We start from the raw sequence: 23,891 nt of genomic DNA, 5'->3' as shown, positions 1-23,891 counted from the left end.
AAAACTTGAACGAATAGTGTCTGCAACGTCGTTTTTAGCTTCAAGTGGTGGCAGTGAAGAAGTTATGCGCCACTGGGAGCAGCTCACCCCCCACGCCTGACGTTGCGGCCAGGCATCAGGAGTTCACGTGACCAGCACATCGCAGGGACCAGAGCCCGGAGCCCGGGCGGCTCATCCGGACCACCTCGGCCATGTCATCTTCATCACCGCCGCGGCCGCCATGGGCGGCTTCCTCTTCGGCTACGACAGCTCCGTGATCAACGGCGCCGTCGAGGCGATCCGGCACCGGTACGACATCGGCTCCGGCACCCTCGCCCAGGTCATCGCCATCGCGCTGATCGGCTGTGCGATCGGCGCGGCCACGGCGGGCAGGATCGCCGACCGCATCGGCCGCATCCGCTGCATGCAGATCGCGGCGGTCCTGTTCACCATCAGCGCCGTGGGCTCCGCGCTCCCGTTCGCGCTCTGGGACCTGGCGATGTGGCGCATCATCGGCGGCTTCGCCATCGGCATGGCCTCGGTGATCGGCCCGGCGTACATCGCCGAGGTCTCCCCGCCCGCCTACCGGGGCCGGCTCGGCTCCTTCCAGCAGGCGGCCATCGTCATCGGCATCGCCATCTCCCAGCTGGTCAACTACGGCATCCTGCAGATCGCCGACGGGGACCAGCGCGGCAAGATCGGCGGGCTGGAAGCCTGGCAGTGGATGCTCGGCGTGATGGTCGTGCCCGCGGTCCTCTACGGGCTCCTCTCCTTCGCGATCCCCGAGTCGCCGCGCTTCCTGATCTCCGTGGGCAAGAAGGACCGCGCCCGGCAGATCCTGGAAGAGGTCGAGGGCAAGGGCGTCGACCTCGACGCCCGGGTCACCGAGATCGAGACCGCAATGCACCGCGAGCACAAGTCCTCCTTCAAGGACCTGCTCGGCAGCCGCTTCGGCTTCCTGCCCATCGTCTGGGTCGGTATCGGCCTGTCGGTCTTCCAGCAGCTCGTCGGCATCAACGTGGCGTTCTACTACTCGGCGACGCTGTGGCAGTCCGTCGGCATCGACCCGACCGACTCGTTCTTCTACTCGTTCACCACGTCGATCATCAACATCATCGGTACGGTCATCGCGATGATCCTGGTCGACCGGGTGGGCCGCCGCCCGCTGGCCCTCGTCGGCTCCTGCGGCATGGCCGTCGCCCTCGCCTTCGAGGCCTGGGCCTTCTCCGCCGACCTGGTCGACGGCAAACTGCCCACCGCCCAGGGCACGGTCGCGCTCATCGCCGCCCATGTCTTCGTGCTCTTCTTCGCCCTGTCGTGGGGTGTCATCGTCTGGGTCTTCCTGGGCGAGATGTTCCCGAACCGGATCCGCGCCGCCGCCCTCGGCGTCGCCGCCTCCGCCCAGTGGATCGCCAACTGGGCGATCACCGCGAGCTTCCCGAGCCTCGCGGACTGGAACCTGTCGGGCACGTACATCATCTACGCATGCTTCGCCACGCTCTCGATCCCCTTCGTCATCAAGTTCGTCAAGGAGACCAAGGGCAAGGCACTGGAGGAGATGGGCTAGGGCGGGTCCGGGCGGCCGGGGCCACCCCGCCCCCGCTGCCCCTCCCCTCGAAGACCGTACGGCCCCGGATCGCGCCCGCGATCCGGGGCCGTACGCGTCTCAGGCGCCGACGGCCCCGCAGAACAGCCGCAGGCTGCGCCACCCCTCCTCGACCGGCATGCCGCCGCACAGCGGATGCAGCACCAGGCTGTCCAGCCGGCCGGCCAGGTCCGTGCACTCCTGGGGGGTGACAATCCGGTAGACGCCCTCCGCCCGCAGCTGCGCCACCGTCGTCGCCCCGGAGCGGACGGCCGAGCGGATGTCCTTGGACTGCCAGGAGGCGTACGTACGCGCCTCGTGCAGGAAGTGCTCGCCGTACTCGGCCCACGTACGGTCCGGGTCCTCGGACACGTGCAGCAGCGGGGTCTCGGCCGCGGGCATCATGCAGAAACCCTCCGTGCCGTGCTCCGCCCGCTGCTCGTGGTAGTACGCCTCCAGCTCCGGCAGATGCGCGCTCGGGAACAGCGGCAGCCCCAGCCGGGCCGCCCGCCGCGCCGCCGCCCGTGAGCTGCCGCCCACCAGCAGCAGCGGATGCGGGCGGGTGTACGGACGCGGGGTGACTGTCACCGTACGGCCCCGGAACTCGAACGGCTCCCCGGTCCACGCCGTCAGCAGCGTCTCCAGCAGCTCGTCCTGGAGCCGGCCGCGCCTGCCCCACTCGACGCCCGCCCGCTCGTACTCCTCGGGCCGGTAGCCGATGCCCGCGACCGTCACCAGCCGGCCCCCGCTCAGCAGGTCCAGCACCGCGATGTCCTCCGCGAGCCGCAGCGGGTCGTGCAGCGGCCCGATGACCGCCGAGACCGTGACCGCGATCCGTCGGGTGGCCCCGAACACGGCTCCGGCGAGCACGAAGGGGGAGGGCAGCCAGGAGTTGGCGGCGCCGTGGTGCTCCTCGGTCTGCAGGGTGTCGATGCCGTGCGCGTCGGCGTACGCGGCCATCTCCAGCGTCGCCCGGTAGCGCTCCGAGAGGGAATCGGGCGTGGCGGCGGGATCGACGAGGTTGAACCGGACGACTGTGAAGGCCATGACGCTGTCCCCTTCGCCGGGCGGGCTGGGCGAGCCCGGACATTAGCTGACGCAGCGTCAGAAGTGTAGGGGTGCGGAGCGCACGGGCGCCGCCGGCCGGGGCAGGGCCGCGTACAGGCCGCCCGAGACGACGATGGTGACCGCCCAGCCCAGACCGCTGCGGCCGGGCCAGGTGGCGGCGAGCGGGCCGTTGAACCACTCCACGCCGGTGAAGAGCAGCCCCACCGCGAGCCCGACGGCCCAGGCCGTCACCGCGGGCGGGGAGAAGCCGCCCGTGTACCAGTACGCGCTGGTGGGAGTGGTGTCCATCAGCGCCACCGGGTCGTAGACGCGCCCCCGCAGCAGATCCGCGCCGAACACGCCGATCCACGCGGAGAACGTCACCGCGAGCAGATTCAGAAAGGAGACGAACGAGTCGAGGAAACTGCTCGCCACCAGCATCAGCAGTGATCCCAGGAACAGGCTGATCGCGGCATTCACCCCGACGGCCCAGGCGCGCGGGATCGTGAATCCCAGGGTCTGCGCGGTGAATCCCGCCGAATACATCGACATCGCATTGATCAGCACCATGCCGACGACCGCGACGACCAGATAGGGAACGGAGATCCAGTCCGGCAGCAATGCGCCGATGAACGAGACCGGATCACGCGTGACGGCCAGCCCCGGAGTTCCCACCGCCATCACCGCCCCCATCAGCACCAGCGGCAGAAAGACGATGCCCGCTCCGCCGACGGCCGCCGCGACCATCGCCCCGCCGGACGCGGTGCGTGGCAGATAGCGCGTGAAGTCCGGCCCCGCGGGCGCCCAGCTCATGCCGCCGGCCGCCAGGGTGCCGACCCCCGCGATCATCATCGACGTCGTCCCGGCCGGCCGGTCCAGCACCGCCCGCCACGGGGCGGTGGCGGCCAGATGCGCCAGGACCAGGACGCTGAACCCGCCGAAGAGATACGCCGACCAGGTGCAGCACACCCGCAGCGCGCGCAAGCCGAGCCCCGACAGCAGGAAGCTGCTCGCGACGAAGGCGAGCAGCGTCACCATGATCAGCGCCGAGGTGGAGCGGATACCGAAGAGCAGGTCCAGCACCGCCAGCAGGGCGTACGCCCCGGTGACGGCGTTCACCGTCTCCCAGCCCCAGCGGGCGACCCAGATCAGGGCGCCCGGGGCCAGATTGCCCCGCTGGCCGAAGACGGCACGGGAGAGCGCCATGCCGGGGACCCCGCCACGCTTCCCCGCGACCGAGATCAGCCCCACCAGGCCGAACGAGACGAGGGGCGCGGTGACCGCGACGGCCAGCACCTGCCAGAAGCCCAGCCCGTTGAAGACGACGAGCCCCGCGCCGATGGTGAGCAGCAGCACGGTCATATTGGCCGCCGCCCAGGTGGGGAAGAGAGTCCGGACCCGGCCGGTGCGCTCGCTGTCGGGCACGGGGTCCAGGCCACGGGTCTCCACGGCGAGGATCGTACCTTTACCGGCATACGGTGCATAACACCCGGCCGCATTCCGTGGCGCGGCCCGTACCCCGATTGCCGCCGCACGTGACTGATACTGGGTGGGTTATGGAATTCGTCATCCTTGCTGTAGTCATCGCCCTGGTCGCGGTCGGCGTGATCAGCGGGCTCGTGGTCAGCAGCCGCAAGAAGAAGCAGCTGCCCCCGGCACCGTCGAGCACGCCGACCATCACTCCTCCCGCCGAGCCCCATGTCGGCGAGGAGGCCGAGACGCCGCGCGACGAATCGCGCCGCACCATCGAGGAGGTCGGCCTTCCGCCGGCCGAGGAGGGCGCCGGGCAGGCCCCGGAGACCGCCGAGCCCCAGGCGCCCGAGGCGCCCGCGCTCGACGTCCCCGAGCCCACGGCCGGCCGGCTCGTCCGGCTGCGGGCCCGGCTCGCCCGCTCGCAGAACTCCCTCGGCAAGGGGCTGCTCACGCTCCTGTCCCGGGACAACCTCGACGAGGACACCTGGGAGGAGATCGAGGACACCCTCCTGACCGCCGACGTCGGCGTCGCCCCCACCCAGGAGCTGGTGGAACGGCTCCGCGAGCGCGTGCGCGTCCTCGGCACCCGTACCCCCGAGGGGCTGCGCGCCCTGCTGCGCGAGGAGCTCCTCACCCTGCTCGGCACCGACTTCGACCGCGCCGTGAAGACGGAGAGCGGCGTCGACACCCCCGGTGTCGTGATGGTCGTCGGCGTCAACGGCACCGGCAAGACCACCACCACCGGCAAGCTCGCCCGGGTGCTCGTGGCCGACGGCCGCAGCGTCGTGCTCGGCGCGGCCGACACCTTCCGGGCCGCCGCCGCCGACCAGCTCCAGACCTGGGGCGAGCGCGTCGGCGCCCGCACCGTGCGCGGCCCCGAGGGCGGCGACCCGGCGTCGATCGCCTTCGACGCCGTGAAGGAGGGCATCGCCGAGGGCGCCGACGTCGTCCTGATCGACACCGCCGGCCGGCTGCACACCAAGACCGGTCTGATGGACGAGCTGGGCAAGGTCAAGCGGGTCGTGGAGAAGCACGGACCGCTCGACGAGATCCTGCTCGTCCTGGACGCCACCACCGGGCAGAACGGCCTGGTGCAGGCGCGCGTCTTCGCCGAGGTCGTCGACATCACGGGCATCGTCCTCACCAAGCTCGACGGCACCGCCAAGGGCGGCATCGTCATCGCCGTCCAGCGCGAGCTGGGCGTGCCGGTGAAGCTCGTCGGACTCGGCGAGGGCCCGGACGACCTGGCCCCCTTCGAGCCGGAGGCGTTCGTGGACGCCCTGATCGGGGACTGAGCCCCCGACCGGAACCCGCGTTCCGCGGAGACGACGAGGAGCCCGGCCGCACACCCTGTGCGGCCGGGCTCCTCGCTGTCGGGGCGGCGGGTCCGCTCCGGCTCAGCCGCAGGGCGTGCAGCGGTGGCAGACGTACGCCAGAGTGCCCAGCAGCAGCCGTGCCTCCGGGGGCGAAGCCGCCGTGTCCAGGGCCGGCGGGCGCAGCCAGCGCACCGGGCCGAGGCCGCCCTCGTCGCACGGCGGCGCGGTGATGTGGCACCCCGGGCCGAGCGCGCGCAGGTCGAGGCCCGCGTCGTCCCAGCCCATCCGGTAGAGCAGCCCGGGGAGTTCGTCGGCGGCGCCCGGGGCCACGAAGAACTGCGCCCGGCCCGACGGGGTCACCGCGACCGGCCCCAGCGGCAGGCCCATCCGCTCCATCCGCACCAGCGCCCGGCGCCCCGCCGCCTCGGCGACCTCCAGCACATCGAAGCTGCGGCCCACGGGCAGCAGCATCGAGGCGCCCGGCACCTCGGCCCAGGCGGCCGCCGCCGTGCCGAGTGTCGCCCCGGCGGGCACCTCGTCCGCGAAGCCCAGCGGATGGGCGCCGGGGGAGGGGCAGCCGGCGTCCCCGCACGAGCAGGTGCCGTCCGCCGCGCGGGCGCCGGGCATGACGGCCCAGCCCCACAGTCCCGTGCCCTCGGCCGCACGGCCGCGGCGCCGTGAGCCGGGTCGCATCTCACGGATGCCGCCGATCGTGAAGCCCATGCCCCCTCCAACGGGTCCAACTCACCGGTGGTTACGGACCGCAGTGCGGTCGCCGCACTCCGCCGCCCCTCGTGGTCCGGTTGCGCGGGGCGCCCGACCGGGAGTGCGGACCGGTCCGCGCGCCCCTGGGTGCAACCCTGCGCCTGCCGCTGATCGCTGTCTGTCAAGTGAATCGCGCCCCGCCGCGGTGGCGTTCATTCGAAGGGGTGGCGAATGGTGGCGTTTCCGCGATCGCCCTCGCCGGACGGGTGATCGTAGGATTACCGTCGGTACACGAACCATGGAAGTATGTGTGCTCGAGGGTATGCCGGAGGCAACCCGATTTTCTGTTCGATCGCGCGCAACATCCGTACACGCCGCATCGGTTCGCGGCATTCTGATAGTGGTTCGCGCGACAGTATTCGGCGGGATGGGGGCGTTCCAGTGAGTGGCAGCGGCGCAGGCGATGCGAATGCCGGCAAGCGCCCGAACGGGCAATTGGGATCGTGGTTCGTGCGCAGCGGCTGGTCGAAGGGTGAGCTGGCCCGCCAGGTCAACCGCCGCGCCCGTCAGATGGGCGCGCACCACATCAGCACCGACACCTCCCGGGTGCGGCGCTGGCTCGACGGCGAACAGCCGCGCGAGCCGATCCCGCGCATCCTGTCCGAGCTGTTCTCGGAGCGCTTCGGCACCGTCGTCGCCGTCGAGGAGCTGGGGCTGCGCACCGCGCACCAGGCGCCCTCCGTGGCCGGGGTCGACCTGCCCTGGGCCGGACCGCAGACCGTCGCCCTGCTCAGCGAGTTCTCCCGCAGCGACCTGATGCTCGCCCGGCGCGGATTCCTCGGCAGCTCCCTCGCCCTGGCCGCCGGGCCCGCCCTCATCGAGCCCATGCAGCGCTGGCTGGTGCCGGTCGCCTCCACCGGGTCCGCCGAGCCCGAGTCGGCCGCCGCCGCCCGCCGCCCCTCGCGCCTCTCCGGCCCCGAGCTCGACCTGCTGGAATCGACCACCGCGATGTTCCGCCAGTGGGACGCGCAGTGCGGCGGCGGACTGCGCCGCAAGGCCGTCGTCGGCCAGCTCCACGAGGTCACCGACCTGCTCCAGGAGCCCCAGCCGGCCGCCACCGCCAAGCGGTTGTTCCGCTGCGCCGCCGAACTGGCCGAGCTGGCGGGCTGGATGAGCTACGACGTCGGCCTCCAGCCCACCGCCCAGAAGTACTTCGTGCTCGCCCTGCACGCCTCCAAGGAGGCCGGTGACAAGCCGCTCGGCTCGTACGTCCTGTCCAGCATGAGCCGCCAGATGATCCACCTCGGCCGCCCCGACGACGCGCTCGAACTGATCCACCTCGCCCAGTACGGCAGCCGCGACTGCGCCACCCCGCGCACACAGGCCATGCTGTATGCGATGGAGGCCCGCGCCTACGCCAACATGGGCCAGCCCAGCAAGTGCAAGCGGGCCGTGCGGATGGCCGAGGACACCTTCCTCGACGCGGGCATCGACGGCGAGCCTGAGCCCGACTGGATCCGCTTCTTCTCCGAGGCCGAGCTCAACGGGGAGAACTCCCACTCCTTCCGCGACCTGGCCTATGTGGCCGGCCGCAGCCCCACCTACGCCTCCCTCGCCGAGCCCGTGATGCAGAAGGCCGTCCAGCTCTTCGGCGAGGACGACGAGCACCAGCGGTCGTACGCGCTCAATCTGATCGGCCTCGCCACGGTCCATCTCCTCAAGCGCGAGCCGGAGGCCTGCACCGCACCGGCCGAGAAGGCGCTGCGGGTCGCCAAGAAGGTCCGCTCCGAGCGCGTCAACACCCGGCTGCGCAAGACCGTGGACACCGCGGCCAGGGACTTCGGGGACGTTCCCGAGGTGGCCCGGCTCACCGAACTTCTCATCGAACAGCTGCCCGAGACCGTCGAAGCGGTCTAGGCACCCTCTGCCCCGGCCACGACGACCACCCCGCACAGACCGACTTCGGCTCCCCCCCCATTGCCAGGTCACCGGGTGGTCGCCGTGGCCGGTTCGTGTGGTCGTTCCCCCGACGGTGCGTCGTAACCGCGCCGTATGCGGCTCCGGCCGCAGAGTAGGCGCCAGCGTGGGTACGCCACGGGCGGTTCATGGGGACGTAACACGTCCGTCCCCTTCGTCACTGCGGTGAAACATCGTGCGGCATCGGCCGAAACGGCGCTGGGCGAATCTCATGGCGCATAACCGGCCCGCACCTTTTCCCCAGTGGTCCCGCACGTGGTTGTGCCCCCACCGCCCGCACGCGGCCGCACCGACGACGAGGAGACGCCGATGCCCCCAGGCATCACGACGCTTGCAGCAGACGCCCCGACGCTGTCTGCCGCCAACACCGGGTTCATGCTCATCTGCTCGGCCCTGGTGATGCTCATGACCCCGGCCCTGGCCTTCTTCTACGGAGGCATGGTCCGGGTCAAGAGCACCCTCAACATGCTGATGATGAGCTTCATCAGCCTCGGGATCGTCACGATCCTGTGGGTGCTCTACGGATTCAGCCTCGCCTTCGGCACCGACGCCGGTTCCGTCATCGGCTGGAGCCAGGACTTCGTCGGCCTCAGCGGGATCGGCGTCACGGAACTCTGGGACGGCTACACCATCCCGGTCTACGTCTTCGCCGTGTTCCAGCTGATGTTCGCCGTGCTCACCCCGGCCCTGATAAGCGGTGCCCTCGCCGACCGGGTCAAGTTCACCTCCTGGGCGCTCTTCATCACCCTCTGGGTCACCGTCGTCTACTTCCCGGTCGCCCACTGGGTCTGGGGCTCGGGCGGCTGGCTCTTCGAGCTCGGCATCATCGACTTCGCCGGTGGTACCGCCGTCCACATCAACGCCGGTGCCGCGGCCCTCGGCGTGATCCTCGTCATCGGCAAGCGCATCGGCTTCAAGAAGGACCCGATGCGGCCGCACAGCCTGCCGCTCGTCATGCTCGGTGCCGGTCTCCTCTGGTTCGGCTGGTTCGGCTTCAACGCCGGGTCCTGGCTCGGCAACGACGACGGCGTCGGCGCGGTCATGTTCGTCAACACCCAGGTCGCCACGGCCGCCGCGATGCTCGCCTGGCTCGGCTACGAGAAGCTCCGCCACGGCTCCTTCACCACCCTCGGTGCCGCCTCCGGCGCCGTCGCCGGACTCGTCGCCATCACCCCGGCCGGCGGTGCGGTCAGCCCGCTCGGCGCCATCGCGGTCGGCGCCATCGCCGGTGTCCTGTGCGCCATGGCCGTCGGCCTCAAGTACAAGTTCGGCTACGACGACTCCCTGGACGTCGTCGGCGTCCACCTCGTCGGCGGTATCGTCGGCTCCCTGCTCATCGGCTTCTTCGCCACCGGCGGGGTCCAGTCCGACGCCAAGGGCCTCTTCTACGGCGGCGGTCTCGACCAGCTCGGCAAGCAGGCCGTCGGTGTCTTCGCCGTCCTCGCGTACTCTCTGGTCGTCTCCGCGATCCTCGCCTTCCTGGTCGACAAGACCATCGGGATGCGGGTCACGGAGGACGACGAGGTCTCCGGCATCGACCAGGTCGAGCACGCCGAGACGGCGTACGACTTCAGTGGCGCCGGCGGCGGTTCGTCCGCCCGCTCCACGGCCCCCGCGCCCGGCACCACGGCAGCCCCGACGAACAAGAAGGTGGACGCATGAAGCTCATCACCGCAGTCGTGAAGCCCCACCGGCTTGACGAGATCAAGGAGGCCCTCCAGGCCTTCGGCGTCCAGGGCCTCACGGTCACGGAAGCCAGCGGCTACGGGCGTCAGCGCGGCCACACCGAGGTCTACCGGGGCGCCGAGTACACCGTCGACCTCGTCCCGAAGATCCGCATCGAGGTCCTCGTCGAGGACGAGGACTCCGAACAGCTCATCGATGTCGTCGTCAAGGCCGCCCGGACCGGCAAGATCGGTGACGGCAAGGTCTGGAGCGTCCCGGTCGAGACCGCGATCAGGGTCCGCACCGGCGAACGCGGCCCGGACGCACTCTGACCGACAGTTCCGCACACGGAAAGGCAGCTGGGTGACGAGCACCGAAGTGACCACCGAATCCGAGGACTCGGGACCCAGCGGCTACGCGGCGGCCCGGCTGCGCCTTCTCCAGGAGAAGGAGCGGTCCGGGCCGCCGCGCCGTGCGGCCCTCGCCGCGCTCACCGACGCGTGGCTGACCGCCCTCTTCGCCTCCGCCGCCGAACACGCGGGCGTCCGCGGCGCCGCCCTCGTCGCCGTCGGCGGCTACGGCCGCGGCGAACTCTCCCCGCGCAGCGACCTCGACCTCCTGCTCCTGCACGACGGCACCGCCGACGCCGGAGCCGTCGCCGCCCTCGCCGACCGCATCTGGTACCCCGTCTGGGACCTCGGCCTGGCCCTCGACCACTCCGTACGCACCCCCGCCGAGGCCCGCAAGACCGCGGGCGAGGACCTCAAGGTCCAGCTCGGGCTGCTCGACGCCCGGCCCGTCGCCGGAGACCTCGGCCTCGTCGCCTCCCTGCGCACCGCGATCCTCGCCGACTGGCGCAACCAGGCCCCCAAGCGCCTGCCCGCCCTCGACGAACTCTGCCGCGAACGGGCCGAACGCCAGGGCGAGCTGCAGTTCCTCCTCGAACCCGACCTCAAGGAGGCCCGGGGCGGCCTGCGCGACGCCACCGCCCTGCGCGCCGTCGCCGCCTCCTGGGTCGCCGACGCCCCGCGCGAGGGCCTCGCCGAGGCCCGCCGCGTCCTCCTCGACGCCCGCGACGCCCTCCACCTCACCACCGGCCGCGCCACCGACCGCCTCGCCCTCCAGGAACAGGACCAGGTCGCCGCCTCGCTCGGCCTCCTCGACGCCGACGCCCTGCTGCGCCAGGTGTACGAGGCCGCCCGCACCGTCTCGTACGCCACCGACGTCACCTGGCGCGAGGTCAACCGGGTGCTGCGCGCCCGCCAGGTGAGGCCCCGGCTGCGCGCCATGCTCGGCGGCGGCAGGGCCCCGGCCACCGACCGCACCCCGCTCGCCGACGGGGTCGTCGAGGCCGACGGCGAGGTCGTGCTCGCCCGCACCGCCCGCCCGGAGCGCGACCCGGTCCTGGTCCTGCGGGCGGCCGCCGCCGCGGCCCAGTCCGAACTCCCGCTCTCCCGCCATGTCGTACGCCACCTCGCCACCGCCGCCAAACCGCTCCCGGTGCCGTGGCCCGCCGAGGCCCGCGAGGAACTCGTCACACTCCTCGGCGCCGGCGAGGCCACCGTCCCGGTCTGGGAGGCCCTGGAGGCCGAGGGGCTGATCACCCGCCTGCTGCCCGACTGGGAGCGGGTGCACTGCCGGCCCCAGCGCAACCCCGTCCACACCTGGACCGTCGACCGCCACCTCGTCGAGACGGCCGTCCGCGCCTCCTCCCTCACCCGCCGCGTCGGCCGCCCCGACCTGCTGCTCGTCGCCGCCCTGCTGCACGACATCGGCAAGGGCTGGCCCGGCGACCACTCCGTCGCCGGCGAGGTCATCGCCCGCGACATGGCCGCCCGGATCGGCTTCGACCAGCACGACGTGGGCGTCATCGCCACCCTCGTACGCCACCATCTGCTGCTCATCGAGACCGCCACCCGCCGCGACCTCGACGACCCGGCCACCGTGCGGTCCGTCGCCGGCGCGGTCGGCACCGCCTCCACGCTGGAGCTGCTGCACGCCCTGACCGAGGCCGACGCGCTCGCCACCGGCCCCGCCGCCTGGTCCACCTGGCGCGCCTCCCTCGTCACCGAGCTGGTCAAGCGGGTCGCGGCCGTCCTCGCGGGCGAGGCCCCCGAGGAACCCGAGCCCGCCGCCCCCAGCGCCGAACAGGAGCGGCTGGCCGTCGAGGCCCTGCGCACCGGCGAACCCGTCCTCGCCCTGCACGCCCAGACCGAGACCCCGCCCGAGGACGGCGCCCCCGAACCCGTCGGCGTGGAACTCCTCATCGCCCTCCCCGACCGGCCCGGCGTCCTGCCGGCCGCCGCCGGGGTCCTCGCCCTGCACCGCCTCACGGTCCGCGCCGCCGACCTGCGCGCCGTGGAGCTGCCCACCGAGCTGGGCGACACCGCTGACCTGCTGCTCCTGAGCTGGCGGGTGGCCGCCGAGTACGGCTCCCTGCCCCAGGCGGCCCGGCTGCGCGCCGATCTCGTCCGCGCCCTGGACGGCTCCCTGGACATCCGGGCCCGCCTCGCCGAACGGGAGGCGGCCTATCCCCGCAGGCGCGGGGTGAAGGCCCCGCCGCCCCGGGTCACGGTCGCGGCGGCCGGCTCCCGGCTGGCCACGGTGATCGAGGTACGCGCCCAGGACGCCCCGGGCCTGCTGCACCGCATCGGCCGCGCGCTGGAGCAGAGCACGGTACGGGTGCGCAGCGCCCATGTCTCCACGCTGGGGGCGAACGCCGTGGACGCCTTCTACGTCACGGACACGGACGGCGAGCCGCTGGCCGCGGCCCGTGCCGCGGAGCTGGCCCGGGAGGTCGAGAAGGCCCTCGGCTGAGCCCGCCCCCGCGCGAATAGGCTCTCGCCCGTCGGGTAAACCGGGCGAGGGCTTTGCGTTTCCCGGCGTCCGGATACCCTGGGGAACGACTGACCCGACCCGCCCCCGACCCTGAGGACCGACGAGCGCCGTGTTCGATACTCTCTCCGACCGCCTTGCCGCGACTTTCAAGAACCTCAGGGGCAAGGGCCGCTTGTCCGAGGCCGACATCGACGCCACGGCTCGCGAGATCCGTATCGCCCTGCTCGAGGCCGATGTCGCCCTGCCCGTGGTGCGGTCCTTCATCGCCAACGTCAAGGAGCGGGCGCGCGGCGTCGAGGTCTCCCAGGCGCTGAACCCCGCCCAGCAGATGATCAAGATCGTCAACGAGGAGCTCGTCTCCATCCTCGGTGGCGAGACCCGCCGGCTGCGGTTCGCCAAGACCGCGCCCACCGTGATCATGCTCGCCGGTCTCCAGGGTGCCGGTAAGACGACCCTCGCCGGAAAGCTCGGTGTCTGGCTCAAGGGGCAGGGCCACTCCCCACTGCTGGTCGCCTGTGACCTCCAGCGCCCCAACGCCGTCAACCAGCTGAGCGTCGTCGCCGACCGCGCAGGGGTCGCGGTCTACGCACCCCAGCCGGGCAACGGCGTCGGTGACCCGGTCCAGGTCGCCAAGGACTCGATCGAGTTCGCGCGCTCGAAGCAGTACGACGTCGTCATCGTCGACACCGCAGGCCGTCTCGGTATCGACCAGGAGCTGATGCGGCAGGCCGCGGACATCCGCGACGCCGTCAGCCCGGACGAGATCCTCTTCGTCGTCGACGCCATGATCGGCCAGGATGCGGTCAACACCGCCGAGGCCTTCCGCGACGGCGTCGGCTTCGACGGCGTCGTCCTCTCCAAGCTCGACGGCGACGCCCGCGGTGGTGCGGCCCTGTCGATCGCCCATGTCACGGGCAAGCAGATCATGTTCGCGTCGAACGGTGAGAAGCTCGAGGACTTCGACGCCTTCCACCCCGACCGCATGGCCTCCCGCATCCTCGACATGGGTGACCTGCTCACCCTGATCGAGCAGGCGGAGAAGACGTTCAGCCAGGAAGAGGCCGCCAAAATGGCCTCCAAGCTGTCGTCGAGCAAGGGCGGCAAGGACTTCACGCTCGACGACTTCCTGGCCCAGATGGAGCAGGTCCGCAAGATGGGCTCCATCTCCAAGCTGCTCGGGATGCTGCCCGGCATGGGGCAGATCAAGGACCAGATCAACAACATCGACGAGCGCGACGTCGACCGCACCGCCGCGATCATCAAGTCGATGACCCCGAAGGAGCGCGCCGAGCCGACGATCATCAACGGCTCGCGGCGGGCCCGTATCGCCAAGGGTTCCGGCGTCGAGGTCAGCGCCGTGAAGAACCTGGTCGAGCGGTTCTTCGAGGCCCGCAAGATGATGTCGAAGATGGCGCAGGGCGGCGGCATGCCGGGGATGCCCGGGATGCCGGGCATGGGCGGCGGCCCGGGCCGGCAGAAGAAGCAGGTCAAGCAGGCCAAGGGCAAGCGCAAGAGCGGTAACCCGATGAAGCGCAAGGCCGAGGAGCAGGCCGCCGCGGCCCGGCGCGAGCAGGCGGCCCAGGGCGGCGCCCTCGGACTGCCGGCCGGCCAGGACGACAAGAACTTCGAGCTGCCGGACGAGTTCAAGAAGTTCATGGGCTGACCCTCCGGCCGGCCCGCATCACGTCCCCGAGGGGGGCGCCCGCTTCACGGCGGGCGCCCCCTCGGGCGTGTATGCGGTGCGGTGTCCCCCCATGGGCCCAGCGGCCCCCCGCTCCGAGGGCTTCGCCCGTATTTCTCCCTTAATGTCGGCTCAACGGCTGTCGGCGAAGGAGCGCGTGTGACCAGTTCCGTACCTCCCCGCGACCGGCCCGACCAGCCCTGGCGTTCCGAGGGCGCCCCACCGCCCCCGCCGCCCGGCCGGAAGATGCCGGGAGGCTGGGGCGGACTGCTGCTCATGGCGCTCGCCGTCTATCTGATCGCCAATCTGGTGCTGTCCTTCTTCAACGGGGACGAAGAACCGACGATCGCGTACACGGAGTTCGGCAAGCAGGTCACCGCGGGCAACGTCTCCAAGATCTACTCCAAGGGCGATGCCATCCAGGGGCAGCTCAAGAAGGAGGCGAAGGTCCCGGGAAAGGGCGACAAGTACACCAAGTTCACCACCCAGCGCCCGGCCTTCGCCGACGACGACCTCTGGGCCGAGCTGGTCAAGGACGACGTCACGGTCACGGCCGAACCCGTCGTCAAGGAGCGCAGCTTCCTCGCCAACCTGCTGATCTCGCTGGCCCCGATGCTGCTGCTGGTCGTGCTCTGGGTGTTCATCGCCCGGCGGATGTCGCGCGGCGGACTGGGCGGCGGGATGGGCGGCTTCGGCCGCAAGGCCCCGCCCAAGCCGGTCGAGCTGGAGGGCGGCCGGCGCACCACCTTCAAGGACGTGGCGGGCATCGACGAGGTCGAGGGCGAGCTCAACGACGTCGTGGACTTCCTGAAGAACCCGGACGCCTACCGGGCGATGGGCGCCCGGATGCCCGGGGGAGTGCTGCTGGCCGGTCCTCCGGGCACCGGCAAGACGCTGCTGGCCCGGGCGGTCGCGGGGGAGGCGGGGGTGCCGTTCTTCTCGGCCTCGGCCTCCGAGTTCATCGAGATGATCGTCGGGGTGGGCGCGGGCCGGGTCCGCGAGCTGTTCGCCGAGGCCCGCAAGGTCGCCCCGGCCATCGTGTTCATCGACGAGATCGACACCATCGGGCGGGCCCGGGGCGGGGGCTCGGGCATGGGCGGCCACGACGAGCGCGAGCAGACGCTCAACCAGATCCTCACGGAGATGGACGGCTTCTCCGGGTCGGAGGGCGTGATCGTGCTCGCCGCGACCAACCGCGCCGACGTCCTCGACCCGGCGCTCACCCGGCCCGGCCGCTTCGACCGCATCGTCCAGGTCAGCCCGCCGGACAAGGCGGGCCGGGAGGCGATCCTGAAGATCCACACCCGGCAGATCCCGATGTCCAAGGACGTGGACCTCGCCCAGGTGGCCCGTACGACCCCCGGAATGACCGGCGCCGATCTCGCCAACCTGGCCAACGAGGCCGCGCTGCTCGCCGTGAAGCGCGGACAGCCGCAGGTCAACGGGGCCGATCTGTCGGACGCCCTGGAGAAGGTCCAGCTCGGTGCGGAGCGCTCGCTCGTCATGTCGGACGAGGAGCGCCGCAGGACCGCGTACCACGAGAGCGGCCATGCGCTGCTGGGCATGCTCCAGCCGGGTGCCGACCCGGTCCGCAAGGTCACCATCGTGCCGCGCGGCCGGGCGCTCGGGGTCACGCTCTCGACGCCGGACGCCGACAAGTACGCCTACACCGAGGGGTACCTGCGGGGCCGGATCATCGGGGCGCTCGGCGGGATGGCGGCCGAGCAGGTGGTGTTCGGGGTCGTCACCACGGGGGCGGAGAGCGATCTGGAGCAGGTGACCCAGCTGGCCCGGGGCATGGTGGGGCGCTGGGGGATGAGCCACAGGGTGGGCCGGCTGACGGCCGTCCCGGCCGATGCCCAGCAGCCGTACGGGCTCTCGGCCGCGCCCGCGACGCTGGACGCGGTGGACGGCGAGATGCGGCGCATCGTCGACGAGTGCTACGAGGACGCGTGCCGGCTGCTGGGGGAGAACCGGGAGCGGCTGGACTCGCTGGCCGGGGCGCTTCTGGAGCACGAGACGCTGGAGGAGGCGGCTGCCTACCGGGCCGCCGGGATCACCCGGCAGCCCGGCTAGGCGTCACGCGGAAATCCCTAGACCGTGCAGACGAGGTAGCGGAACACATTGGGCATCCAGACCGTGCCGTCCCGGCGCCGGTGCGGATGCAGGGCCTCCGCGACCTCCTTCTCCACCTGGGTCCGGTCCGTCGCCCGCACCGCCGCGTCGAAGAGCCGGGTCGAGAGCAGGCCGCGGACCGCGCTGTCCATGTCGGCGTAGCCGAACGGGCAGGCCACCCGTCCCGAGCCGTCCGGCTTCAGTCCGGAGCGGAACGCCACGTCCTCCAGGTCGTCCCGCCGGGGCCCGCGCCAGCCGCCGGAACCGGGCCCCCGCCCGCCCTCGGCGAGGCGGGACGCCACCCGGAGCACCGCCTCGGTCGCGCACCGCTCGGGCGGTCCCCAGCCGGTCAGTACGACCGTGCTGCCCCGGGCGGCCGACGGCACCGCCGTGCCGAGCGTCCGCACCAGCTCCTCGCCGTCGTCGGCGGCGCAGCCGATGGGGGTGAAGGCGGTGATCAGGTTGTGGGGCGCGCCGTCGGCCGAGGCGGCCGGAACGGTGTCCAGGAGCCGCGCGGGGGTGTCCTGGCGGCCCCCGTCCTCGGGCCCGGGCAGCAGCCGGGTCCGGGCGAGCGCGAGCCGTTCCGGGTCGGTGTCGACGCCCGTGACCCGGGCGCCCCGGCCGACGGCCATGAGCAGCGCGAGTCCGGAGCCGCAGCCGAGCGAGAGCATCCGTGTGGCGGATCCCACTTCGAGTCGCGTGTACACCGCCTCGTACAGCGGTGCCAGCATCCGTTCCTGGATCTCGGCCCAGTCACGGGCGCGCGAGCCGGTGCCCGCCGGGGCGGACGGCTCCGCGTGCCTGTGGTGCCGGACGAGCGTTGGTGTCATGGAATGCGCCCCAATCCGCCGAGGTTCCGGTCTTGCCGATCGGTCGTGCCCGAGTGGACGGCCCGGCCGTCTTCCGTACGCGCGCTCCCCCGTATGTCAGAGAACTGCGCATCCGCCGCCGCGTCCAGGGGTCTGCGGGCAATGGTTGTCCGCGTTCCGGCCCGCTCCGGTCCCAGTCTCACCCGACAGGCGGGGGCGGGCACGTCGGGGAGGTTCGGGGGCGGTCAGGGCCGGCCGAGGACCGGCGGGGGCGGGGAGAGGCGGTGACGGGGTGCCCGGGTGCTCCCGGTACCCTCGGCTCCTGCGCGGCGTGCGCGCCGGAGTTCCCGGCGCACGGTGCCCCGGGCGTACGCGCCGCCTGCGCGCCGGGCGTACACGTCGCTACGTACCACCTTGGTGCGAGCTGTGAGGCTTCTCCGCAGATCAGCGCACCCGCCCTCGTCAGGACGCATCAAGGGCAACTGACTGGTACGTGCAAAATATTTGGGATGGCCCGGAATCGGAACACCGAGGGCCCCGCGCTCGTTGGTCACGACGTGAGCACGACACCACCTGTACTTGCCGCAGAGCTGGCGCAGGCGTGGGCCGACATTCAGCGGTACCACCCCGAGCTGCCCGATCTCGCCGCACCCGAGTCCCTGATCGGAGAGTCCTCGTCCGCCTGTGGCGCCGAGCTCTCCTTCGAGCGACTGCTCCATGAGGCAGTCCACGGCATCGCCGCCGCGCGAGGTGTCCGGGACACCTCGCGCGCCGGCCGCTACCACAACCGACGATTCCTCGCGATCGCCGAGGAGCTGGGCCTCGATCATGCCGAGGAGCCCCATCCCAGCAGTGGCTTCTCGCTGGTCACGCTCAATCCCGAGGCCAAGCGCCGGTACCGCCCGACGATGGAACGGCTGCAGCGCGCCCTCAAGGCGCACACCGTCGCCACCGCCGCCGACACCAAGCGCTCCTTCCGCGGCCCCGCCGCCCGGCACGGCTCCTCCGGAGGGGGCGTGCGGGTCAAGGCCGTCTGCGACTGCGGGCGCAATGTGCGCGTGGTCCCCTCGGTCCTCGCGCAGGCCCCGATCGTCTGCGGCGGCTGCGGAAAGCCGTTCCGGATCCCGGAGGCAGTGGTAGCGGTGGGGTGAGCCGATGTGGTGTGGCACAATGGCTAGCTGTACTCGACAGTCGCACAGGACCCCTCTCTCCTCCGGCTGACGCGTCCATCGGGCACCCGAGTACCGCAACCCCACGTGGCATCTTCGTTGTGCCCAACCACGTCATAGACCAGGAGACACCACTTCCGTGGCAGTCAAGATCAAGCTGAAGCGTCTGGGCAAGATCCGTTCGCCTCACTACCGCATCGTCGTCGCCGACTCCCGTACCCGCCGTGACGGCCGGGCCATCGAGGAGATCGGCCTGTACCACCCGGTGCAGAACCCGTCGCGCATCGAGGTCAACTCGGAGCGTGCGCAGTACTGGCTGTCCGTCGGCGCCCAGCCGACCGAGCCGGTTCTCGCGATCCTGAAGCTCACCGGTGACTGGCAGGCGCACAAGGGCCTCCCGGCCCCCGCGCCGCTGCTGCAGCCGGAGCCCAAGGCCGACAAGCGCGCCCTGTTCGAGGCCCTCACCAAGGACGCCGGCGAGGAGTCCAAGGGCGAGGCCATCACGCAGAAGGCGAAGAAGGCCGACAAGAAGGCGGACGAGGCTGCTGACGCTGCCGCGCCCGCCGAGCCGACCGAGGCCTGAGCATGCTCGAGGAGGCTCTCGAGCACCTCGTGAAAGGCATCGTCGACAACCCCGACGACGTGCAGGTCGCCTCGCGCAACCTGCGGCGTGGCCGTGTGCTCGAGGTCCGGGTCCATCCCGATGACCTCGGCAAGGTGATCGGCCGCAACGGCCGCACCGCACGCGCGCTGCGTACCGTCGTGGGCGCCATCGGCGGCCGCGGTATCCGCGTCGACCTCGTCGATGTGGATCAGGTTCGCTGACAGAGTTGAACACCGGCACGGGCCGGGGAGGGCCATGCGCCCGCCCCGGCCCGTCGTCGTACGACAGGAGAGACACAAGGTGCAGTTGGTAGTCGCGCGGATCGGTCGCGCCCACGGCATCAAGGGCGAGGTCACCGTCGAGGTGCGCACGGACGAGCCGGAGCTCCGGCTCGGACCCGGCGCCGTGCTGGCCACCGAGCCGGCCTCGACCGGACCGCTGACCATCGAGACCGGCCGGGTGCACAGCGGCCGGCTGCTGCTGCGTTTCGAGGGCGTCCGCGACCGTACGGGCGCCGAGGCGCTCCGCAACACCCTGCTGATCGCCGACGTCGACCCGGCGGAACTCCCCGAGGACCCCGAGGAGTTCTACGACCATCAGCTGATGGACCTCGACGTGGTCCTCGCGGACGGCACCGAGATCGGCCGGATCACCGAGATCAGCCATCTGCCGTCCCAGGACCTCTTCATCGTGGAGCGCCCGGACGGCACCGAGGTGATGATCCCGTTCGTCGAGGAGATCGTCACCGAGATCGACCTCGAGGAGCAGCGCGCGGTGATCACCCCGCCGCCGGGGCTGATCGACGAGAGCGAAGCCGTCGTGGTCTCCACGCGCGACGAGGAGGCGGCGGAGGCCGACGCCGCCGAGGGCGGGAAAGACGCCTGATGCGCCTCGACGTCGTCACGATCTTCCCCGAGTACCTGGAACCGCTGAACGTCTCGCTGGTCGGCAAGGCCCGCGCCCGCGGCCGGCTCGACGTCCATGTGCGTGATCTGCGGGACTGGACGTACGACCGTCACAACACGGTCGACGACACCCCCTACGGCGGCGGTCCCGGCATGGTCATGAAGACCGAGCCCTGGGGCGACGCCCTGGACGAGGCCCTGGCGGACGGCTACGAGGCCGGGGCGCACTCCCCGGTGCTCGTGGTGCCCACCCCGAGCGGCCGGCCCTTCACCCAGGCGCTCGCCGTCGAGCTGTCCGAGCGGCCCTGGCTGATCTTCACCCCGGCCCGCTACGAGGGCATCGACCGGCGGGTCACCGAGGAGTACGCGACCCGGATGCGGGTCGTCGAGGTGTCCATCGGCGACTACGTGCTGGCCGGCGGGGAGGCCGCGGTGCTGGTGATCACGGAGGCGGTGGCCCGGCTGCTGCCCGGCGTGCTCGGCAACGCCGAGTCGCACCGGGACGACTCCTTCGCCCCCGGCGCGATGGCCGACCTCCTGGAGGGGCCCGTCTACACCAAGCCGCCCGAGTGGCGCGGCCGCGGGATCCCGGAGGTGCTGCTCAGCGGCCACCACGGGCGCATCGCGCGCTGGCGCCGGGACGAGGCCTTCCGCCGCACGGCGGCCAACCGGCCCGATCTGATCGAGCGTTGCGACGCGTCCGCCTTCGACAAGAAGGATCGCGAGATGCTCTCCATCCTCGGCTGGTCACCGGAGCCCGGCGGCCGATTTTGGCGCAGGCCCGAGGCCGTGGAAGAATAGGCCGCTGCTGTACGTCCGCGTGCGCCCCTGCCACAGGGGGAAAGACGCCCGTCCGACGCGATCAGCACCCCGAACTCATCACTCTTCCCGTCGATGACCTGTGGCATCGGCGAAGAAAGCAGACAACATGGCTTCCCTGCTCGATGGCGTCAACGCCGCCTCGCTGCGCACCGACGTCCCGGCGTTCCGCCCCGGCGACACCGTCAACGTCCACGTCCGCGTGATCGAGGGCAACCGCTCCCGTATCCAGCAGTTCAAGGGCATTGTCATCCGCCGCCAGGGCGCGGGCGTCAGCGAGACCTTCACGGTCCGCAAGGTCTCCTTCAGCGTCGGCGTCGAGCGCACCTTCCCGGTGCACAGCCCGATCTTCGAGAAGATCGAGCTCGTCACCCGCGGTGACGTCCGCCGCGCCAAGCTGTACTTCCTCCGTGAGCTGCGCGGCAAGGCCGCGAAGATCAAGGAGAAGCGCGACCGCTGAGCTGACTCCCTGGTCCACAGGACGGCCGGATAAGCTCTGGCCCCGATGGACACGGAAGCAAGGCCCCAGGAGCGCGACCGCTCCTCCGCACCCGCTACGGGTCCGGAGGAGGGGTCGCGCTTCTCGCGTGTCGGCCGACGTTTCGCCGCCTCCCCGTCCTGGCGGCGCGTCCTCGCACTCGGTGCGGTCTGCGCGGTCTTCGTCCTTCTCTTCAGCACCTTCGTGGTGCAGCCCTTCCTGATCCCCAGCGGCTCGATGGAGTCCACGCTGCGGGTCGGGGACCGGGTGCTCGTCAACAAACTGGCGTACCGTTTCGGCTCCGCGCCCCGGCGGGGCGATGTGGTGGTCTTCGACGGCACGGGCTCCTTCGTGCGGGAGAGCCCGCGACAGAACCCGGTGGCCCGGCTGCTGCACGGCGCGGCGGCCTCCCTGGGGCTCGCGGAGCCCGCCGAGACCGACTTCGTGAAGCGGGTGGTGGGCGTGGGGGGAGACCGGGTGGTCTGCTGCGACAAGCGGGGGAGGGTCGAGGTGAACGGCCGGCCGTTGGACGAGGACTACCTGTTCGCCGGGGACGAGCCCTCGCGGGCGCCCTTCGACATCGTGGTGCCCGACGGGACGCTGTGGATGATGGGCGACCACCGCAGTCATTCGCGCGACTCCCGTGACCATCTGGGCGAGCCCGGCGGCGGCATGGTGCCCGTCGACAAGGTGATCGGCCGCGCCGAGTGGCTCGGCTGGCCGCTGAACCGCCTCGGCTCGCTGCCGGACACCGCGGCCTTCGACGGCATTCCGGCGCCCGGGAAGGCCCATGGGTAACCGGGGGCGCAGCCGCGGGGCGGCGGATCCCGCGATACCGCTGCCCACCGGCACCCGGCCGACGGCCGCGCGCTCCCTGCCCACCCGGGCCGAGCGGCGCAAGCTGGCCCGCAAGGTGAAGCGGCGGCGGCGCAGATCGGCCGTCAAGGAGATCCCGCTCCTGATCACGGTGGCGCTGCTGATCGCGCTGGTGCTCAAGACGTTCCTGGTGCAGGCCTTCGTGATCCCGTCCGGGTCGATGGAACAGACCATCCGGATCGGCGACCGGGTGCTCGTGGACAAGCTGACGCCCTGGTTCGGATCCAGGCCGCAGCGCGGCGACGTCGTCGTGTTCAGGAACCCCTCGGACTGGCCGCCGCCGAACCCGGTGACGTCCAAGGAGTCGCCCGTCGGCGTCAAGCAGGTGAAGGAGGCGCTGACCTTCATCGGGCTGCTTCCCTCCGACGACGAGCAGGACCTGATCAAGCGGGTCGTCGCCGTCGGGGGCGACACGGTGAGGTGCTGCGAGCAGGACGGCAGGCTCATCGTCAACGGGGTGGCGGTCGACGAGCCCTACATATTTCCCGGCGATTCCCCCTCCACCATCAAATTCGAAGTAAAGGTTCCGGCCGGACGCCTCTTCGTGATGGGCGACCACCGCTCCAATTCCGCCGATTCACGCTTCCACCTCGACAAGACGGCCGACGGCACGATCTCCGAGGACGCCGTCGTGGGACGGGCCAAGTGGATCGTCTGGCCCTTCGGGCACTGGAGCTCGCTGGAGCACCGGTCGGCGTTCTCCTCGGTCCCGGACGCGCGCGCCGGTACGGCGGCGGCCCCGGGCCGGTCGAATAGTGTGTCCCAGGATCCCAACGGAATGATCCGGCTCCCGACCCCTGCGGAACTCCCGCTCGTTATGGGAGTGGTGGGCCTGCATCGGCTAGGGCGCAGGCGGTGGCACGGAGTGAGGAGTGGATGTGGGGGATTTGGCGGTCGGCGCACGATCCGGACACGAGGAGCCCGAGGACCGGCCGGGCGTTCCGGGGAACGCCGAGCCCGCCGGGACGGCGGACGCAGCGGCGGCGGACGGGGCGGAGAGTGACGGCGGCTCCACGCGCGGCGGCAGCACGGCCCGGAAGAAGCCCCGCCCCCTCTGGAAGGAACTGCCCCTTCTCATCGGTGTCGCGCTGATCCTGGCACTGCTGATCAAGACGTTTCTGGTGCAGGCGTTCTCGATTCCGTCGGATTCGATGCAGAACACGCTCCAGCGGGGCGACCGGGTGCTGGTCGACAAGCTGACGCCGTGGTTCGGCGCGGAGCCGGAGCGCGGCGAGGTCGTCGTCTTCCACGACCCGGGCGGCTGGCTGGAGGACACCCAGGCACCCGATCCCAACGTGGTGCAGAAGTTCCTCAGCTTCATCGGGCTGATGCCGTCCGCCGAGGAGAAGGACCTGATCAAGCGGGTCATCGCGATCGGCGGCGACACCGTGGAGTGCAAGAAGAACGGACCGGTGAAGGTCAACGGCAAGGCGCTGGACGACAAGTCGTTCATCTTCGAGGGCAACAGCGCCTGCGACGACGAGCCGTTCGGCCCGGTCAAGGTCCCCAAGGGCCGCATCTGGGTGATGGGCGACCACCGGCAGAACTCGCTCGACTCCCGGTACCACCAGAACCTGCCGGGCGGCGGCACGGTCTCCAACGACGAGGTGGTCGGCCGGGCCATCGTGATCGCGTGGCCGGTCAACCGCTGGGCGACCCTTCCGGTGCCCAAGACCTTCGACCAGCCGGGGATCAACGCCGCGGCCGCGATGGCGCCGGGCGCGCTCGGCATCGCCGGTGCCCTGCCGCTGGTGCTGTGGCGCAGGCGGAGCCGGACCAGGGCCCTGGTCCGGCAGGAGTAGTAGCCCTGCGGAACCCCCGCTCGTTATCGGGACGGCGGGCCGGTACGC

21 protein-coding genes are annotated in these 23,891 nt (G+C 71.5%); 17 read left to right on the top strand and 4 right to left on the bottom strand.

Annotated elements, in window-relative coordinates; translation table 11 throughout:
- Positions 1-127: 127 nt before the first annotated feature.
- On the top strand, positions 128-1,546 hold the full coding sequence (locus tag RLT58_RS09750; protein ID WP_311310007.1) for a sugar porter family MFS transporter: 1,419 nt from the start codon (positions 128-130) through the stop codon (positions 1,544-1,546).
- A 99-nt stretch (positions 1,547-1,645) separates the two neighbouring features.
- Here the strand turns inward: RLT58_RS09750 and RLT58_RS09745 are convergent, their stop codons facing one another.
- Positions 1,646-2,611: an LLM class flavin-dependent oxidoreductase gene (locus tag RLT58_RS09745; RefSeq protein ID WP_311310006.1), complete on the bottom strand. Its 966-nt coding sequence runs from the start codon at positions 2,609-2,611 to the stop codon at positions 1,646-1,648.
- Positions 2,612-2,668: 57 nt separating this feature from the next.
- Positions 2,669-4,060, bottom strand: coding sequence for a purine-cytosine permease family protein (locus tag RLT58_RS09740; RefSeq protein ID WP_311310005.1), 1,392 nt, complete (start codon positions 4,058-4,060; stop codon positions 2,669-2,671).
- Between the two features lie 107 nt (positions 4,061-4,167).
- On the opposite strand from RLT58_RS09740, the gene ftsY reads away from it, so the two are divergent.
- Positions 4,168-5,379: a signal recognition particle-docking protein FtsY gene (gene ftsY, locus RLT58_RS09735; RefSeq protein ID WP_311310004.1), complete on the top strand. Its 1,212-nt coding sequence runs from the start codon at positions 4,168-4,170 to the stop codon at positions 5,377-5,379.
- A 102-nt stretch (positions 5,380-5,481) separates the two neighbouring features.
- Here ftsY and RLT58_RS09730 read toward each other — a convergent pair whose 3' ends face one another.
- Positions 5,482-6,123, bottom strand: coding sequence for a bifunctional DNA primase/polymerase (locus tag RLT58_RS09730; RefSeq protein WP_311310003.1), 642 nt, complete (start codon positions 6,121-6,123; stop codon positions 5,482-5,484).
- Positions 6,124-6,546: 423 nt separating this feature from the next.
- Here RLT58_RS09730 and RLT58_RS09725 point away from each other — a divergent pair, with 423 nt between their 5' ends.
- The 6 genes from RLT58_RS09725 (at position 6,547) to ftsH (ending at position 16,342) form a co-directional block, all read left to right on the top strand.
- Positions 6,547-8,022 (top strand): transcriptional repressor NsdA, encoded by a 1,476-nt coding sequence (locus RLT58_RS09725; RefSeq protein WP_311310002.1) that lies wholly within the window; start codon positions 6,547-6,549, stop codon positions 8,020-8,022.
- Between the two features lie 369 nt (positions 8,023-8,391).
- Positions 8,392-9,744 (top strand): ammonium transporter, encoded by a 1,353-nt coding sequence (locus tag RLT58_RS09720; protein WP_311310001.1) that lies wholly within the window; start codon positions 8,392-8,394, stop codon positions 9,742-9,744.
- On the top strand, positions 9,741-10,079 hold the full coding sequence (locus RLT58_RS09715; protein WP_136330688.1) for a P-II family nitrogen regulator: 339 nt from the start codon (positions 9,741-9,743) through the stop codon (positions 10,077-10,079). The genes RLT58_RS09720 and RLT58_RS09715 overlap by 4 nt, the downstream gene beginning before the upstream one ends.
- Positions 10,080-10,110: 31 nt before the next feature.
- Positions 10,111-12,564, top strand: a complete 2,454-nt coding sequence (locus RLT58_RS09710; protein WP_311310000.1) for a [protein-PII] uridylyltransferase — start codon at positions 10,111-10,113, stop codon at positions 12,562-12,564.
- 130 nt (positions 12,565-12,694) lie between these two features.
- Positions 12,695-14,248, top strand: coding sequence for a signal recognition particle protein (gene ffh / locus RLT58_RS09705; protein WP_311309999.1), 1,554 nt, complete (start codon positions 12,695-12,697; stop codon positions 14,246-14,248).
- 177 nt (positions 14,249-14,425) lie between these two features.
- Entirely contained in the window at positions 14,426-16,342 is a 1,917-nt protein-coding gene (ftsH, locus tag RLT58_RS09700) for an ATP-dependent zinc metalloprotease FtsH (RefSeq protein WP_311309998.1), read from the top strand.
- Between the two features lie 17 nt (positions 16,343-16,359).
- Here the strand turns inward: ftsH and RLT58_RS09695 are convergent, their stop codons facing one another.
- Positions 16,360-17,211 carry a class I SAM-dependent methyltransferase gene (locus tag RLT58_RS09695; RefSeq protein WP_311309997.1) on the bottom strand — a complete coding sequence of 284 codons (852 nt, stop codon included), beginning with the start codon at positions 17,209-17,211 and terminating at the stop codon, positions 16,360-16,362.
- Between the two features lie 536 nt (positions 17,212-17,747).
- On the opposite strand from RLT58_RS09695, the gene RLT58_RS09690 reads away from it, so the two are divergent.
- The 9 genes from RLT58_RS09690 (at position 17,748) to lepB (RLT58_RS09650) (ending at position 23,843) form a co-directional block, all read left to right on the top strand.
- Positions 17,748-18,341, top strand: a complete 594-nt coding sequence (locus RLT58_RS09690) for a hypothetical protein (RefSeq protein ID WP_073739095.1) — start codon at positions 17,748-17,750, stop codon at positions 18,339-18,341.
- 157 nt (positions 18,342-18,498) lie between these two features.
- Positions 18,499-18,942 carry a 30S ribosomal protein S16 gene (gene rpsP, locus RLT58_RS09685; protein ID WP_311309996.1) on the top strand — a complete coding sequence of 148 codons (444 nt, stop codon included), beginning with the start codon at positions 18,499-18,501 and terminating at the stop codon, positions 18,940-18,942.
- 2 nt (positions 18,943-18,944) lie between these two features.
- Positions 18,945-19,184: an RNA-binding protein gene (locus tag RLT58_RS09680; RefSeq protein WP_005311361.1), complete on the top strand. Its 240-nt coding sequence runs from the start codon at positions 18,945-18,947 to the stop codon at positions 19,182-19,184.
- A gap of 79 nt (positions 19,185-19,263) precedes the next feature.
- Complete coding sequence (gene rimM, locus RLT58_RS09675) at positions 19,264-19,848, top strand: ribosome maturation factor RimM (protein ID WP_311309995.1); 585 nt, start codon at positions 19,264-19,266, stop codon at positions 19,846-19,848.
- Positions 19,848-20,669, top strand: coding sequence for a tRNA (guanosine(37)-N1)-methyltransferase TrmD (gene trmD, locus RLT58_RS09670; protein ID WP_311309994.1), 822 nt, complete (start codon positions 19,848-19,850; stop codon positions 20,667-20,669). The genes rimM and trmD overlap by 1 nt, the downstream gene beginning before the upstream one ends.
- Positions 20,670-20,796: 127 nt before the next feature.
- The gene (rplS, locus tag RLT58_RS09665) at positions 20,797-21,147 is read left to right on the top strand and encodes a 50S ribosomal protein L19 (RefSeq protein ID WP_311309993.1); all 351 of its coding nucleotides are present in this window, start codon (positions 20,797-20,799) and stop codon (positions 21,145-21,147) included.
- 45 nt (positions 21,148-21,192) lie between these two features.
- Positions 21,193-21,963 (top strand): signal peptidase I, encoded by a 771-nt coding sequence (lepB, locus tag RLT58_RS09660; RefSeq protein ID WP_311309992.1) that lies wholly within the window; start codon positions 21,193-21,195, stop codon positions 21,961-21,963.
- On the top strand, positions 21,956-23,044 hold the full coding sequence (lepB, locus tag RLT58_RS09655) for a signal peptidase I (RefSeq protein WP_311309991.1): 1,089 nt from the start codon (positions 21,956-21,958) through the stop codon (positions 23,042-23,044). Before lepB (RLT58_RS09660) ends, lepB (RLT58_RS09655) begins: the two co-directional genes overlap by 8 nt.
- Positions 22,929-23,843: a signal peptidase I gene (gene lepB / locus RLT58_RS09650; RefSeq protein WP_311314457.1), complete on the top strand. Its 915-nt coding sequence runs from the start codon at positions 22,929-22,931 to the stop codon at positions 23,841-23,843. The genes lepB (RLT58_RS09655) and lepB (RLT58_RS09650) overlap by 116 nt, the downstream gene beginning before the upstream one ends.
- Positions 23,844-23,891: the final 48 nt, after the last annotated feature.

Origin of the sequence: Streptomyces sp. ITFR-16, assembly GCF_031844705.1 — a bacterium.
In the GTDB taxonomy this organism is placed as follows: domain Bacteria; phylum Actinomycetota; class Actinomycetes; order Streptomycetales; family Streptomycetaceae; genus Streptomyces.
Note: the sequence above shows the minus strand (reverse complement) of the source record. Positions and strands in the feature narration are given on the sequence as shown.

Coding starts and splice junctions, on each gene's coding strand:
- lepB (WP_311309992.1), top strand. CDS start 21,193: ATGGACACGGAAGCAAGGCCCCAGGAGCGCGACCGCTCCTCCGCACCC.
- lepB (WP_311309991.1), top strand. CDS start 21,956: ATGGGTAACCGGGGGCGCAGCCGCGGGGCGGCGGATCCCGCGATACCG.
- rplS (WP_311309993.1), top strand. CDS start 20,797: ATGGCTTCCCTGCTCGATGGCGTCAACGCCGCCTCGCTGCGCACCGAC.
- RLT58_RS09720 (WP_311310001.1), top strand. CDS start 8,392: ATGCCCCCAGGCATCACGACGCTTGCAGCAGACGCCCCGACGCTGTCT.
- RLT58_RS09715 (WP_136330688.1), top strand. CDS start 9,741: ATGAAGCTCATCACCGCAGTCGTGAAGCCCCACCGGCTTGACGAGATC.
- RLT58_RS09745 (WP_311310006.1), bottom strand. CDS start 2,611: ATGGCCTTCACAGTCGTCCGGTTCAACCTCGTCGATCCCGCCGCCACG.
- trmD (WP_311309994.1), top strand. CDS start 19,848: ATGCGCCTCGACGTCGTCACGATCTTCCCCGAGTACCTGGAACCGCTG.
- RLT58_RS09680 (WP_005311361.1), top strand. CDS start 18,945: ATGCTCGAGGAGGCTCTCGAGCACCTCGTGAAAGGCATCGTCGACAAC.
- ftsY (WP_311310004.1), top strand. CDS start 4,168: ATGGAATTCGTCATCCTTGCTGTAGTCATCGCCCTGGTCGCGGTCGGC.
- RLT58_RS09730 (WP_311310003.1), bottom strand. CDS start 6,123: ATGGGCTTCACGATCGGCGGCATCCGTGAGATGCGACCCGGCTCACGG.
- RLT58_RS09695 (WP_311309997.1), bottom strand. CDS start 17,211: ATGACACCAACGCTCGTCCGGCACCACAGGCACGCGGAGCCGTCCGCC.